The organism is Sphingomonas pseudosanguinis, from assembly GCF_052056765.1.
Taxonomy (GTDB): domain Bacteria; phylum Pseudomonadota; class Alphaproteobacteria; order Sphingomonadales; family Sphingomonadaceae; genus Sphingomonas; species Sphingomonas pseudosanguinis.
In genome coordinates, this window is the sequence record NZ_CP189888.1 from 2,790,182 (window position 1) to 2,804,436 (window position 14,255).

General features: G+C 67.8%; 15 protein-coding genes. 7 read left to right on the top strand and 8 right to left on the bottom strand.

Going from position 1 to position 14,255, the window contains the following annotated elements; all coding sequences use genetic code 11:
* Window positions 1-66: 66 nt before the first annotated feature.
* Both ACQHGV_RS12665 and ACQHGV_RS12670 read right to left on the bottom strand, forming a co-directional pair.
* The gene (locus ACQHGV_RS12665) at window positions 67-1,314 is read right to left on the bottom strand and encodes a multidrug effflux MFS transporter (RefSeq protein WP_440978447.1); all 1,248 of its coding nucleotides are present in this window, start codon (window positions 1,312-1,314) and stop codon (window positions 67-69) included.
* 104 nt (window positions 1,315-1,418) lie between these two features.
* The gene (locus tag ACQHGV_RS12670; protein WP_440978448.1) at window positions 1,419-2,000 is read right to left on the bottom strand and encodes a class I SAM-dependent methyltransferase; all 582 of its coding nucleotides are present in this window, start codon (window positions 1,998-2,000) and stop codon (window positions 1,419-1,421) included.
* Window positions 2,001-2,162: 162 nt separating this feature from the next.
* Between ACQHGV_RS12670 and ACQHGV_RS12675 the strand changes: the two genes are divergently transcribed.
* The gene (locus ACQHGV_RS12675; RefSeq protein ID WP_440978449.1) at window positions 2,163-2,660 is read left to right on the top strand and encodes a hypothetical protein; all 498 of its coding nucleotides are present in this window, start codon (window positions 2,163-2,165) and stop codon (window positions 2,658-2,660) included.
* Window positions 2,661-2,729: 69 nt separating this feature from the next.
* Window positions 2,730-3,686 carry an isopenicillin N synthase family dioxygenase gene (locus tag ACQHGV_RS12680; RefSeq protein WP_440978450.1) on the top strand — a complete coding sequence of 319 codons (957 nt, stop codon included), beginning with the start codon at window positions 2,730-2,732 and terminating at the stop codon, window positions 3,684-3,686.
* A gap of 175 nt (window positions 3,687-3,861) precedes the next feature.
* On the opposite strand, the gene ACQHGV_RS12685 is transcribed toward ACQHGV_RS12680, so the two are convergent.
* Window positions 3,862-5,151, bottom strand: coding sequence for a homoserine dehydrogenase (locus ACQHGV_RS12685; RefSeq protein WP_440978451.1), 1,290 nt, complete (start codon window positions 5,149-5,151; stop codon window positions 3,862-3,864).
* Window positions 5,152-5,275: 124 nt separating this feature from the next.
* Between ACQHGV_RS12685 and ACQHGV_RS12690 the strand changes: the two genes are divergently transcribed.
* Window positions 5,276-5,851 (top strand): 3'-5' exonuclease, encoded by a 576-nt coding sequence (locus ACQHGV_RS12690; protein WP_440978452.1) that lies wholly within the window; start codon window positions 5,276-5,278, stop codon window positions 5,849-5,851.
* 131 nt (window positions 5,852-5,982) lie between these two features.
* Here the strand turns inward: ACQHGV_RS12690 and ACQHGV_RS12695 are convergent, their stop codons facing one another.
* The 5 genes from ACQHGV_RS12695 to ACQHGV_RS12715 all read right to left on the bottom strand — a co-directional run bounded on the left by ACQHGV_RS12695 (window position 5,983) and on the right by ACQHGV_RS12715 (window position 8,673).
* Window positions 5,983-6,411, bottom strand: a complete 429-nt coding sequence (locus ACQHGV_RS12695) for a hypothetical protein (protein WP_440978453.1) — start codon at window positions 6,409-6,411, stop codon at window positions 5,983-5,985.
* A 16-nt stretch (window positions 6,412-6,427) separates the two neighbouring features.
* Window positions 6,428-6,808 (bottom strand): hypothetical protein, encoded by a 381-nt coding sequence (locus tag ACQHGV_RS12700; RefSeq protein WP_440978454.1) that lies wholly within the window; start codon window positions 6,806-6,808, stop codon window positions 6,428-6,430.
* An 80-nt stretch (window positions 6,809-6,888) separates the two neighbouring features.
* Window positions 6,889-7,149 (bottom strand): hypothetical protein, encoded by a 261-nt coding sequence (locus ACQHGV_RS12705; protein WP_440978455.1) that lies wholly within the window; start codon window positions 7,147-7,149, stop codon window positions 6,889-6,891.
* A gap of 36 nt (window positions 7,150-7,185) precedes the next feature.
* Window positions 7,186-7,620 carry a CoA-binding protein gene (locus ACQHGV_RS12710; RefSeq protein ID WP_440978456.1) on the bottom strand — a complete coding sequence of 145 codons (435 nt, stop codon included), beginning with the start codon at window positions 7,618-7,620 and terminating at the stop codon, window positions 7,186-7,188.
* A 90-nt stretch (window positions 7,621-7,710) separates the two neighbouring features.
* Window positions 7,711-8,673 carry an Mrp/NBP35 family ATP-binding protein gene (locus tag ACQHGV_RS12715; protein WP_440978457.1) on the bottom strand — a complete coding sequence of 321 codons (963 nt, stop codon included), beginning with the start codon at window positions 8,671-8,673 and terminating at the stop codon, window positions 7,711-7,713.
* 72 nt (window positions 8,674-8,745) lie between these two features.
* On the opposite strand from ACQHGV_RS12715, the gene hflK reads away from it, so the two are divergent.
* The 4 genes from hflK (at window position 8,746) to ACQHGV_RS12735 (ending at window position 14,112) form a co-directional block, all read left to right on the top strand.
* The gene (hflK, locus tag ACQHGV_RS12720; protein ID WP_440978458.1) at window positions 8,746-9,882 is read left to right on the top strand and encodes a protease modulator HflK; all 1,137 of its coding nucleotides are present in this window, start codon (window positions 8,746-8,748) and stop codon (window positions 9,880-9,882) included.
* Window positions 9,879-10,745: an SPFH domain-containing protein gene (gene hflC, locus ACQHGV_RS12725; RefSeq protein ID WP_183950251.1), complete on the top strand. Its 867-nt coding sequence runs from the start codon at window positions 9,879-9,881 to the stop codon at window positions 10,743-10,745. The genes hflK and hflC overlap by 4 nt, the downstream gene beginning before the upstream one ends.
* A 106-nt stretch (window positions 10,746-10,851) precedes the next feature.
* A complete protein-coding gene (locus tag ACQHGV_RS12730) occupies window positions 10,852-12,381 on the top strand; it encodes a Do family serine endopeptidase (protein ID WP_183950250.1) in 1,530 nt (509 codons plus the stop codon).
* Between the two features lie 120 nt (window positions 12,382-12,501).
* Window positions 12,502-14,112 (top strand): helicase HerA-like domain-containing protein, encoded by a 1,611-nt coding sequence (locus tag ACQHGV_RS12735; protein WP_440978459.1) that lies wholly within the window; start codon window positions 12,502-12,504, stop codon window positions 14,110-14,112.
* The last annotated feature ends 143 nt before the right edge of the window (window positions 14,113-14,255 follow it).

Below are 14,255 nucleotides of genomic sequence, written 5' to 3' on the forward strand. Positions count from 1 at the left end.
TTACGGAGGTGGAACGGCGCTGACGTCGGGGCGGTTCCCGGAACCGCCAGGATCGGCGAGACGGGATCAGAGCGGGCGGAACATCCGCCCACGCTCGGTGACGAAGACGACGCCGAAGGCCACGATCCCCGCCGTCAGGAAGCCCAGCACCAGCGGCCCCGCCGTCCCGTCAAAGGCCTGGCCGATGCCGGCGCCGATGATCGAGCCGATGGTAACGCTGGTGAAGCCCTGCACGCTGGACGCGGTGCCGGCGATGCCGCCCATCCGCTCCATCGCCATCGCCGAAAAATTGGAGGTGGCAAGGCCGAAACAGGCCATGGTGATCGCCTGCAACACCGCGAACGTGACGAGCGATTCCATCCCCAGCGCGATGAGGGCAAAGTGCAGCGCCGACACCGCGATCAGGATCGACACCGCACTATGGCTGATCAACCGGGTGCCCAGCCGCATCACGATCCGCGAGTTGAGCAGATTGGCCGCCGCCATCGTGACCGAGGTGGTGGCGAAGATCAGCGCCAGCAGCTTCTCACGGCCGAAGGTCACCGCCATGATCGGCTGGATCGAGTTGAGATAGCCGTAGAGCGCCGCCATCAGCGCGGTCGCCGCCAGCGTATAGCCCAGCGACAGCCGGTCGGTCGCCGTCTCGCGCCATCCGCTCCAGATACGGCTGGGCGAGATGGGCAGCTGCGCCTCGGGCGCCAGCGTCTCGGGCATACGGACCGCGAACCAGATCAGCACCAGCGTCGACAGCCCCGCGATCGTCCAGAAGATCAGCCGCCAGTTACCGAACAGCAGGACCAGCTCGCCAAAGGCCGGCGCCAGGATCGGCACGACCATGAAGACCATGAAGGCGATCGACATGACCTGCGCCATCGCACGGCCATGATAACAGTCGCGGACCAGCGCGACCGTCGCCACCCGCGTCGCCGCGATCGCCGCACCCGCACAGACGCGTGCGATCATCAGCAGCAGGAAACTGCCCGCCACCGCCGATGCGGCATTGGCGATGATATAGATGACCAGCGCCACCAGCAGCACCCGCCGCCGTCCATAGCGATCCGCCAGCGGCCCATGGACCAGTTGCGCGACGCCGAACCCGATCAGAAAGGCGGTGACGACGAACGGCCGCGCGGCGGGCGAGGCGTTCAACGCTTCGCCGATCGCGGGAAGCGCGGGCAGCATCGAGTCGATCCCCAGCGCGGTCAACGCCATCAGCGCCGCGATCAGGAGGACGAACTCGACAAACCCGATCGGCGCGCCGGGGGGTTCGGCGGCGACGGGGGTCACCGGATCAGCGGAACGGGATTCGGACATGATGACTGCCACATAGGGATGATCGGCAGGCAGGGGAACCGGGAAAACCCGGATGACGGGATGTGGTTTCCATCCCGCCATCGCCGCCAGCCCTTCCCTGGGGATCAGGCGGATTTGCGCGCGTCGTAATAGTAATTCTGCCCTTCATCGGTCAGGCCACCGACCAGAACGAGGCCATGCTCGGCCATTCTTGCGGCATAGGCCTCCGCCCCCAACGAACGGGACTCGCGCCCGGTCAGGGTATCGTGCCATTCGCATCGCTGGCGCGGGGCGCTGAACAGGAAACAGCCATCAGGCTTTAACGCGTGCGCCACCTTTGCCAACAGCGTGTCCTGTTCAGCCTCCGACAACAGGAAGATAAGGCCGATTGCGACGACACCGTCAAAGCGGCGTGCGAAAAGGTCGCTGTGCTGCACCGGCTCGCAACGGGCGGGCATGTTCGGAAGGTTGGCGCGATAGGCGGACAGCAGTGACGGGGACGCGTCGATCCCCCACACCGCAAACCCGTCACCGGCCAACGCCTGTGCGATCGGCACACCGGAGCCGCAGCCCAGGTCGAGGATCGCCGTCGATGGCGGAAAGGCATTTGCGGCCCACGATCGAACCAGTCCCACGCCAATGTCCGAGCGGATCGCCACGAACGTCTCGGCAACGGCTTCCCAGCCTGCGGATGGATCGGTCGTCATGTCATGCGTTCCTTCAACCCATGGCCCAGGATCTCGGTGCACGCGGGTCCGGGGATGCCCGTCCTGCGTTCAAACCGACATTCAGCGTCGCTAAATCTTGCCGGGCGGACAATCCCAACCCGGCCATATCGGTCCACAGGACGCTTGAGGGAGTTTACCGCCATGTCCATCCTGTCCCGCACCCCCCTTGCCCTCCCCCTCCTCGCCGCGCTCGCCTTGTCCGCCTGCGATCGGCCGACGGAAGGGACGTCGATTTCGATCAACAGTTCGGACGGACAGACGCTGGCGGCGGTCGATGGCAAGTCGGGTGAGGTGAAGCTGGCGCTGCCCGGCTTTTCCGGGGCGTTCAAGCTGCCCAAAATGTCGCTGGAGGCCGACAATTTCGAGCTGAACGGGGTGCATCTCTATCCCGGCTCGACGATCCGCAACGTCGATGTCGGCAATGGCCGCGACAAGGCGTTCACCATGACCTTCGACAGCCCGGCCGACCCCGCCACGGTGCGCAGCTGGTTCCGTGACAAGATGGGCGAGGCCGACTTCACCCTGACCGATCAGGGCGCGGCGCTGGTCGGCAAGACGGCGGAAGAAAAGCCGTTCCGCTTGGAGCTACGCCCAGAGGGCGGCGACCGATCGACGGGGACGATCACGCTGGGCGGATAAGCCGGCCTGTTCGCTGGCGCGACGACGCGGTATAGCCCCGGGTCTATTCGCTTTTTTGGACATATCGCCATGAACGACACCCGCTCCGCCGAGGTTCCGACGCTCAGCCTCGCCGATCAGGACCGCGATCCGCACGCCTTCGCCACCGCACTGGGCGGATCGTTCGAGCGGTTCGGCTTTGCGATCGTCGCCGACCACGGCGTGCCCGGCGAGCTGATCGACCGGGCCTGGGCGCAGACCAAGGCGCTGTTCGACCTGCCCGAGGCGGAGAAGCGCGGCTATCACGTTCCGGGCGGCGGCGGCGCGCGCGGCTATACCCCGTTCAAGACCGAGATCGCCAAGGATGCGCACGTCGTCGACCTGAAGGAATTCTGGCATGTCGGCCGCGAACTGCCCGAGGGGCACGCCTATGCCGACCAGATGCCCGCCAATATCTGGCCCGAGCGGCCGGAAGGGTTCCGCGACGATTTCCTCGAACTCTTCGCCGCCTTCGACCGGGCGGGCGACCGGCTGCTCTCGGCGATCGCGCGGCATCTGAAGCTCGATCCGCACTGGTTCGACCCGGCGGTGAAGGACGGCAATTCGGTGCTGCGCCTGCTCCACTATCCGCCGATCCCGGCCGATGCCGAAGGCGTGCGGGCGGGCGCGCATGAGGACATCAACCTCATCACCCTGCTGCTGGGTGCGGAGGAAGCGGGGCTGGAACTGCTTGATCGCGATTCGGGCGAGTGGCTGGCGATCCGTCCGCCCGAGGGCGCGATGGTGGTCAATGTCGGCGACATGCTGCAGCGGCTGACCAACCACGTCCTGCCCTCGACCACGCACCGGGTGGTCAACCCGCCGGTCGAACGGCGCGGCTTCTCGCGCTATTCGATGCCGTTCTTCCTGCACCCGGCGCCCGATTTCCTGATCGAGACGCTGCCGGGGACGGTGAGCGCGGAGAATCCGAACCGCTATCCGACGCCGATTACGGCGCATGATTATCTGTATGAGCGGTTGGTGGAGATCGGGTTGATCAAGAAGTGAGGGGGTGGGGGGAGCCATGGGCGACGTCGCCTGCGGCCTTCCCTCCCCCAGCCCCTCCCGCCTGCGGGAGGGGAGTTTCAGAAATTCAGACGTTCGTTCTTGCCGCTCCCCTCCCGCAAGCGGGAGGGGCTGGGGGAGGGCAAGGTGTCTCACCGAGACCTTACCCCCCAACAAATCACCCCAGAATATGCATAAGCAGCGGCTGCCCGACCAAGCTCTGGCTCCCCCGCAGCCGCTCCAGTGCTTGCGCCACCGCGCGCTCCGGCCCCTCATGCGTCACGATCGCGATCATGACCCCGCCGTCCGCCGCTTCGCCGCGCTGGATCAGGCTTTCGATCGACACGCCTGCATCGCGCATCGCGGCGGCGATCTCGGCTAATACGCCGACCTTGTCCTGCACGGTGAAGCGCAAATACGCGCGACCCCGCCGCTCGCCGCTATCCGCCTTCACCGCCGCCGTCAGCTCATGCGCGGGCATGGCGAAGGACGCGCCATATTCACCGCGCGCGATATCGATCAGGTCGGCGACCACCGCGCTGGCGGTCGGACCATCGCCCGCGCCGGCGCCCTGGAACAGCAGCCGGCCGACGAAATTGCCTTCCGCCACGACCGCGTTGGTCGAGCCGGTGACATGCGCCAGCGGATGGTCGAGCGGGACGAGATGCGGATGCACCCGCTGGAACAGGCCGTTCGCCCCCTCCTCCGCCACGCCGACGAGGCGGACACGGTAGCCGAGCGACGCCGCCTGGGCGATGTCGGCGGCCAGTACATGCCGCACGCCGCCGATCGCGACGTCGTCGAAAGCAGGCTGCGTGCCGAAAGCGATGGCGGCGAGGATCGACAGCTTGTGCGCCGCGTCGACGCCGTCGATGTCGAAACTGGGGTCCGCCTCGGCATAACCCAGCGCCTGGGCCTCGGCGAGAACCTCGGCGAAGTCGCGGCCTTCGGCTTCCATCTTGGACAGGATGAAATTGCAGGTGCCGTTGAGGATGCCATAGACGCGCGCGATGGCATTGGCCGCCGCGCCTTCGCGCAAGCCCTTGATGACCGGGATGCCGCCCGCGACCGCCGCCTCGAACTTCAGCGCGGCGTTCGTCTCTTCGGCCTTCTGCGCCAGTTCCAGCCCGTGATGCGCCAGCATCGCCTTGTTGGCGGTGACGAAGCCGCGCCCCGCCCCCAGCGCGGTGCGCGCCAGGGTGAGGGCCGGGCCGTCCGATCCACCGATCAGCTCGACCACGACATCGGCATCCGGGTGCGAGGCGAGCGCAGCGGTATCGTCCACCCATTCGAAGCGCGACAGGTCGACGCCCCGATCCTTGGTCCGGTCGCGGGCGGAGACGGCGACGATCTCGATCGGCCGGCCGGCGCGCCGGGTAATCAGGTCACGGTTCGCATCGAGCAGGCGAATGACGCCGCCCCCCACCGTGCCCAGTCCCGCCAAAGCCACCCGCAATGCGTCGCCCATCTTCGTTTCCCATATCCTTGAGCGTTCGTAAGACCCGGGGCGGTAGCGGATAGAAACGGTCGCTGTCGAGCCGCGTCAGGACCTTTTATTGCTCAAACGCCGATAAGTCCTTATGACGCCCCGCATGACTCCCCCTGATTTCGTGGTCATCGACGTCGAAACCGCCTGTTCGCGTACCAGCAGCATCTGCCAGATCGGCATCGTCGGCTATGCCGCCGGCGTCGAGGTACTCGCCTATGAGACGCTGGTCGACCCTTGCGACGATTTCAGCAGCTTCAACATCGCCATCCACGGCATCACCGCCGAGCATGTGCTGGGCAAGCCGACCTTCGCGACGCTGTATCCCGACCTGGCCGCGCATCTGGGCGGGCGGGTGACGGTGGCGCATTCCGGGTTCGACAAGGGCGCGCTGGGCCGTGCGTGCGAGCGCGATGCCCTGCCCCCGATCGCGGCGCGCTGGCTGGACAGCGTGACGATCGCCCGGCGCGCCTGGCCCGAGCTGCCCAATCACAAGCTCAACACACTGGCGACGTTTCTGGAGCTGGAGCACCGCCATCACGACGCGCTGAGCGATGCCCGCGCCGCCGGGCAGGTGGTGTTGCGCGCGATGGCGCAGACCGGGCTGACGCTGACCGACTGGTTCACCCCGCCGCTGTCCGCCCGTGCACGGCGCAAGGTGATGCGGGCGGATCAGGCGTAACCGATCCTCCCCGGCACGGGGAGGTGGCAGGACGCAGCCCTGACGGGGGGGGTTTTCCGCCCGCGACATCCTTTGCGGCCATCCCCCCTCCACCATGCTTCGCATGGTCCCCCTCCCCGTGCCGGGGAGGATCAGGGTTCGAGATGCCCCGCCGGGCCTGGGCCGTCGAGCGCGATGGGTATGCGCTTGCTCTTGTCGCGCGACTTGTCGACCAGCTTGCTGATCCCGATCCGCGCCTCGTTGGCCAGCATCATCGCCGGGGCGAGCAAGTTGAAGCCGGTCTGGCAGCCCCATTGGCTCGCCGCGCAGGGCGTGCCTTCCGCCCGCAAGGCGCCGGCCCCGGTCAGGTTGGGATTGGACGGGACAGGCCCACTCGGCGGCAGGTCATTCTTCAGCGGCAAACGGTCGTCCGCCTGCCGCCGGCCGCAGACGATCACCTCTGCCTCGCCGCCGGCCGATGGCGGACAGGGGTCCTGCAACAGGATCGAGAAACGCTCCGTTCCGGGTGCCGGCGGGGTGGCCGGCGCGGCCTGCAAGGCGATCAGCAACAGGGACAGCATCGGGCGCTCCTTCGTCTCACGGGGCGGGCTTGCGCAGCGTCGCGCCGTGGTCGCGGGGGTTGGTGTCCATCGTCACGCCGGCGAAGCCGCCATTCACCAGAAAGGGCGACATCTCGTCGATCGGCGTCGTGCGCGCGAGCAGCCGGGTGCGCTCTGCCATCACCGCCTCGTGCTTCGGATCGCCGGGTTCTGGCTGCGGGACGAACGGCACGCGGAACCGGTCCGCATTGCGTCGGCCACAGACGGTGATGTCGGTACTGTTGCGGTCGTAGACGCAGGGCCGCTCGACGCTGGTCAGCCGGCGGGTGTTCGCGACGATCGTATCGACCGATGGCATTTCGGCCGCGGGCGACTGCACCGCCATCGTCAGCAACAGGGTCGACATCATCCCGGCCATAGAAGCCCTCCCGACATCAGGTCATAACGGCGGGAGGATGCCCCTTTCGACCGACCGACGCCAGCGGGATTGCAACCGTTTCAGTGGTCGATTGATTCGCGGAGCAATGTGCGGGGCTTGCTGCGGCAATATTTGTCGCCGACCACCGCGCAATAGGTGCCGTCATTGGCGAAGGCGCGCGTCTTGGAATCGATCGGCATCGGATTGTCCTGCGCCAACCGATAGGGCGAGCGCTTGTGGACCGGCGGGCACGTCGTGACCGTACAGGCCGGCGTCAGGCGCGGCAGCGTCACCGACTGGCCCGAAGGCGAACCCGCCAGCAGCAGCAAAAACGGAACCATCCCCATTCTCCCCTCTTCGCCGATATTATCGGGTGATCATGCGCCTTCGACGGGCGCGATGCCAAGCCGGGGAATCTCGATGGCGGGACAGCGGTCCATGACGACCTTCAACCCCGCCGCTTCCGCGCGCGCGGCGGCCGCCTCGTTGACCACGCCGAGCTGCATCCAGATGGCCTTGGCGCCGATCGCGATCGCTTCTTCGACGATCGGCTCGACCGCGTCCGATCGGCGGAAGATGTCGACGATGTCGATCGAATCGCCCAGCTGGCCCAGTTCGCGGAAGACGAACTCGCCGTGCACATGCTCGCCGGTGATCTGGGGATTGACCGGGATCACGCGGTAGCCGTGATCCTGCAGCCGCTTCATGACGCCATAGGACGGGCGGTCGGGGCGATCGGACGCGCCGACCAGCGCGATGGTGCGCGCCTCGGTCAGCAGCGCGCGAATGTCTTCGTCGGTGGTCAACGGCATCGGCTTTCCCCTTCGCCTCGCCGCCGATCCGGTCGTCATCGCAGGTGCGGCGGGCACGTCGTCGTCAAACGCCCCGCCGCCCCGCTGGTTTCATCCGCCGCGCGGCGCCTGCGCAAGCCAGTTCGCCACCTGCGCGGCAATCGGCGCGAACACCGCATCGTCCTCGCCGGCGGCCGGCGGGCGGCCGGCGTCGGAGGCGGTGCGGATCGCGATGGTCAGCGGCACGCGGCCGAGGAACGGAATGCCCAGCTCGGCCGCCGCCGCTTCCGCGCCGCCCGAGCCGAACGGGTCCGAGAGGCCACCGCAATGCGGACAGCAATAGCCGGCCATATTCTCGACCAGACCGATGATCGGCACGCCCGCCTTGGCGAACAGGTCGATCGCGCGCCGCGCATCGATCAGCGCCAGATCCTGCGGCGTCGAGACGATCACCGCGCCGGCCGGGCGATGCTTCTGCACCATGGTCAGCTGGACGTCGCCGGTGCCCGGCGGCAGGTCGAGGACCAGCGTGTCGGTCGCGCCCCAGTCGCCATCGACCAGCTGGCTGAGCGCGCCCGCCGCCATCGGCCCGCGCCAGGCGATCGCCTTGTCCGCCTCAACCAGCTGGCCCATCGACAGCAGCGAGACGCCGTAAGGGGTGGCCACGGGTTGCAGCTTGCCGTCCTGCGCGACCGGCTTCACCCCCTCGGCCGCCATCAGCCGGGGCTGCGACGGGCCATAGATATCGGCATCGACCAGCCCGGTCTTGCGCCCCATCCGCGCCAGCGCGATGGCGAGATTGGCCGACAGGGTCGATTTGCCGACGCCGCCCTTGCCGCTGGCGACCGCGATGATCCGCCGCTCCAGCTTCTCGGCGGTCAGGACGATGCGGACATCCTCCACCCCGGGCTGCATCGCGGCGGCCTTGACCTGTTCCTCCAGCGCGTGGCGATCCGCGCCGTCCAGCCCGGTCGCGTCGAGGACCACGCCCGCCTTGGCGCCCTCCATCCGGACGTTCGCGCGCTTGCCCGCCACGGCGGCCACCGCCGCCTTCACCGTATCGATCATGCTCATGAGGCGGCAGATAGGACGCCATCGACGGCTTGGCACTGTTTTTGTCGATGAACCGTTCCTATAACGATGGATATGAGAAAGCTGACGGGTCGCTTCCGACGCCCCCCCATTCTTGCCGCCGAATCGCCAAAGGGCCCCTGGGGAGGGTCCGGCGAAGACTCCGCGGGAGGTCCCCGCAACCCCTGGGCGATGCCGCCGGGTGGTCGCAAGGCGCCGGGCAAGCCCACCGCGCTGGATGAATTCATCCGCAAGGCGCGCGGATCGGGCGGCGGTGGTCCGGGCGAAGGACCCGGCGGCTCGGGCGGCGGCTTCGGCGGCCTGCCCGGCGCGCCGGGCGGCCGGACGCTCTGGGCGATCGGCGCTGCCATCCTGGTCGGCATCTGGGTGCTCTATACCTCGATCCACCCCATCGGCCCGCAGCAGCGCGGCGTCGTCACCTATTTCGGGCGCTATACCGGCATCCTGGAGCCGGGCATCCAGCTGACCGCGCCCGCGCCGATCGCCAGCGTCCGCGTGCTGGACGTGCAGAAGATCCGCACCGAGAATTTCCCCGAAGGCTCGGGCGAGAATCTGGTGCTGACCGGCGACCAGAACATCATCGACCTGACCTATTCGGTCCGCTGGGACATCGCGAACCCGCGCGACTTCGCCTTCCGTTTGGCGCAGCCGCAGGAAACCGTGCGCGCCGCCGCCGAAAGCGCGATGCGCGCGGTCATCGCCGACACCACGCTGGACCAGGCGCTGGGTTCTGGGCGTACCGGCATCGAGCAGCGCGTGCAGGAGCTGACCCAGTCGATCCTGAACGAATATCAGTCGGGCGTCCGCATCCAGGGCGTCGCGGTCAAGCAGGCGGCCGCGCCCGCGCAGATCGTCGACGACTTCAACAAGGTGACCGCCGCGCAGCAGGAGGCCGTCGCCAACGTCAATCAGGCGCGCTCCTATGCCCAGCAGGTGATCGCGCGGGCGCAGGGCGAAGCCGCGCAGTTCGACAAGGTATACGAACAGTACCGCCTGGCCCCGGAAGTGACGCGCCGACGCATGTATTACGAGACCATGGAGGCCGTGCTGGCCAAGTCGGACAAGACCATCGTGGAGACGCCGGGCGTGGTGCCCTATCTGCCGCTGGCCAAGGGTGGACGTAACGCCCCGCCGCCGCCGGAGGTCGCCGCTCCCACGCCCGCGCCCGCGCAGCAGGGAGGTGGCCAGTGAACGGCCTGACCCTTCGCAACCCGATCGTGCTGGGCGTCGCATTGCTGCTTGCCGTGATCGTCGCCGCCGCGACCTTCGCGATCGTGCCCGAGACGAAGCAGGCGGTGGTCTATCGCTTCGAGCAGCCCCGCCGCATCGTCAACGGCTATCGCCCCAACGAGCCGCTGGGCGAAAGCGGCGCGGGCCTGATCGCGCGCATCCCGTTCATCGACCGCATCGTCTGGGTCGACAAGCGGGTGCTCGACCTCGACCTGGAGAATACCCAGGTGCTGTCGACCGACCAGCTGCGCATGAATGTCGATGCCTTTGCGCGCTTCCGCGTCGTCGACCCGCGCCGCATGCTGGCCACCGCCGGCAGCGAAGAGGGTGTCGCCAACCAGCTGCGCCCGATCTTCGGCTCGGCGCTGCGCAACGAACTGGGCAAGCGTCGCTTCTCCGAGCTGCTCAGCCCCGAGCGCGGCGAGGTGATGGACGCGATCCAGGTCCGGCTCGACCGGATCGCGCGCCAGTACGGCGTGCAGATCGTCGACGTGCGCATCAAGGAGGCCGAGCTGCCCCAGGGCACGCCGCTGGAAAGCGCGCTGCGCCGGATGCAGACCGCGCGCCAGCAGGAGGCGATCACCATCGCCGCGCAGGGGCAGAAGCAGGCGCAGATCGTCCGCGCCGATGCCGATGCGCAGGCCGCGCAGATCTATGCCCAGGCGTTCGGCAAGGATGCAGGTTTCTATGATTTCTACCGCGCCATGCAGTCCTATCGCCACACCTTCGGCGCGGACGGCAGCACGCAGGAACATGGCAGCACCCAGATCATTCTGTCGCCGAACAACAGCTATCTGAAGGAATTCACCGCGCCGGGCCGATAGGAGGATTTTCCACCTTTCTGCTCGTTCATATTCAAGCGTCGTTCAGCCAGACCGTGGCAAATAAGACACGGTCAAACTGAATTTTCATTGAGAGGACCTCAGCCCAGTGCGTTACGCCTACGCCATTACCAGTGCGCTCCTCCTCGGCGGCGCGACCGCCACCCTGGCCTTGCAACCCGGCACCGCGCAGGTCGCGCAGAACGAGCCGGGCGCGATCCAGGCGGTCGCCCCGCGCGCCGGCGCGCCGATGAGCTTCGCCGACATGGTCGCCAAGCTCCAGCCGGCGGTCGTCAACATCTCGACCAAGCAGTCGATCACCGTGAAGCAGCAGGCGAACCCGTTCGCCGGCACGCCGTTCGAGGGCTTTTTCGGCCAGTTCGGCGGCCAGGCCGGACCCCAGCCGCAGAAGCGTGAAGGCGCCTCGCTGGGCTCGGGGTTCCTGATCTCGCCCGACGGCTATATCGTCACCAACAACCATGTGATCGCGCCGGGCGCCGCCGGCGCCTCGGTCGACTCGATCACCGTGACGCTGAACGATCGCAAGGAATATACCGCCAAGGTCGTCGGCCGTGACGAGACCTCGGATCTTGCGGTCCTCAAGATCGAGGGCGCGAATCTGCCCTTCGTCCGCTTCGGCGATTCGTCGCGCGCGCGTCCGGGCGACTGGGTGCTGGCGATCGGCCAGCCCTTCGGCCTGTCGAGCACGGTGACCGCCGGCATCGTCTCGGCCGTGCACCGCGTGACCGGTCAGGGCGGCGCGAACGACCGCTTCATCCAGACCGACGCCGCGATCAACCAGGGCAATTCGGGTGGCCCGATGTTCGACATGAACGGCAACGTCATCGGCATCAACAGCCAGATCTATTCGCAGTCGGGCGGCAATATCGGCATCGGCTTCGCCATTCCGGCGGAGGACGCCAAGCCGATCATCGACCGGCTGATGAAGGGCCAGAAGATCGAGCGCGGCTATCTGGGCGTACAGATCGGCGGCCCGGTGACCGACGACGTCGCGGCCTCGCTGGGCATCCCCAAGGGCCAGGGCGAGATCATCGCCAAGGTCGAGCCGAACGGCCCCGCCGCCAAGGCCGGCCTGCGCGCCTTCGACGTGGTGACCAAGGTCAACGGCCAGGCGGTGACGCCCGAACAGACCCTGTCCTATCTGGTCGCGAATGTTCAGCCGAACGCGCGCGTCCAGCTCGAGGTGCTACGCAACGGCAAGCCGCTGTCGCTGACCGCGACCGCCGCCACGCGTCCGTCGAACGAGCAGCTCGCCGCGTCGATGGGCGACGGTTCGGACGCCTTCCCGGACAATGACGATGATGCGCAGGCCACGCCGACTGCCGGTGGCGGGCTGGGCCTGACCGTCCAGGCACTGACCCCGGCGATCGCGCGGGCGATCAATGTCGATCCCTCGACGCAGGGCGTGGTGATCGCGGCGGTCGACCCGTCGAGCGATGCCGCCTCCAAGCTGAAGCGCGGCGACGTCATCTCGGCGATCAACGGCACCCCGGTGCGCAGCGCCGCCGATGTCCAGCAGATCGTCGCCGCTGCCAAGGCCGCCGGCCGTCCGCAGGTACTGGCGCAGATCACCCGCGGCCGCATCGCCGATCGCCTGATGCCGCTGCGCATCAAGTAAGCCCCATCCTTTTCCCCCTTCCGCCGAAAGGGTGAGGGTATCGGAAGGGCCGTCATATCTCTCAGGTACGGCGGCCCTTTTGCTATTCCCGTCGCCAGCCACCGCGATAAGATACGCGCCATGGACGGCATCTTCATCGGCATGGGTGGCGGCAAGCCACAGGCGATCGACCTCAAGCGCGCGAACCGGCACGGCCTGATCGCGGGCGCGACCGGCACCGGCAAGACGGTGACGCTCCAGACCATGGTCGAGGGATTCTCACGCGCCGGCGTGCCCAGCTTCGTCGCGGACGTGAAGGGCGATCTGTCGGGTCTGGGCCTCGCCGGATCGGCGCTGGCCAAGACCCACGCCGCCTTCGCCGCCCGCGCCGCCGAGCTGGGCGTGACCGACTGGTCCTACGACGCCACGCCGGTGCAATTCTGGGACCTGTTCGGCCAGCAGGGCCATCCCGTGCGTGCCACCGTGTCGGAGATGGGGCCACTGCTCCTCGCGCGGATGATGGGCCTGAACGAGACCCAGGAGGGCGTACTGACCATTGCCTTCCATGTCGCGGACAAGGAAGGGCTGCTGCTCCTCGACCTGGACGATCTCCAGGCGATGCTGACCGAATGCGCCGCGCGGGCGAACGAGCTGACCACGACCTATGGCAATGTTTCCAAACAGTCGATCGGCGCGATTCAGCGCGCGCTGCTCCAGTTGCGCACGCAAGGCGCCGAGCATTTCTTCGGCGAGCCGGCGCTGGAGCTGACCGACCTGATCGCCACCGACGATGCGGGGCGCGGGGTGGTCAACATCCTGGCGGCCGACCAGCTGATGGCGGGCCCCAAGCTCTACGCCACCTTCCTCCTCTGGCTGCTCTCCGAGCTGTTCGAGCAACTTCCCGAGATCGGCGATCCCGACAAGCCCAAGCTCGTCTTCTTCTTCGACGAGGCGCATCTGCTGTTCGACGATGCCGCGCCGGCCTTGGTCGACACGATCGAGCGGGTCGTCCGGCTGATCCGGTCGAAGGGCGTCGGCGTCTATTTCATCACCCAGAACCCGATCGACGTGCCCGACAAGATCGCGGGCCAGCTGGGCAACCGGGTGCAGCATGCCCTTCGCGCCTTCACCCCGCGCGACCAGGCCGCGGTACGTTCGGCGGCCGAGACGTTCCGCGCCAATCCCGGTGTCGACGTCGCGAGTGCGATCACCGAGTTGAAGGTCGGCGAGGCCCTGGTGTCGCTGCTCCAGCCCGACGGCTCCCCCTCGCCGGTCGAGCGCACGATGATCGCGCCGCCGCGCAGCCGGGTCGGGCCGGCCACGCCCGAGGAGCGCAAGGTCCTGATCGAGACCGATGCGATCGGCACGAAGTACGATCAGGCGATCGATCGCGAATCGGCCGAGGAACTGCTCGCCGCCAAGACGCAGGAAGCCGCCGCTGCGGCGGCCGAAGCCAAAGCGCAGACCGAAGCGGACAAACAGGCAGCGCAACAGGCGAAGGCGGATGCGAAAGCCGCCAAGGACGCCGAACGCGCCCGCATCGCCGAGCAGCGCGAAGCGGCCAACTCCCCCTGGGCCAAGATGGCAAGCAGCGCGGCCCGCTCGGCCAGTTCCTCGATCGGGCGACAGGTCGCCAACGAGATCGGCAAGCAGGTCTTCGGCGGCGGATCGCGACGGCGGTCGAGCAGTACGGGCGGAGGCATCGTCGGCGCGGTGGTGCGCGGCGTGCTGGGGAATCTGTTCCGGGGGTAAGCCGCCCCCACCCCCCGTTCAGCCTGGGCGAAGTCGAAGGCCACGGGTTGACCTCTGTTGCTGCAAGAATCGCGCGAAGGCGAAGGCACCGCCCTCACCCTTCCCACCCGCCAGAGCGGGCGGGCCCCTTCCCTCTCCCGGTG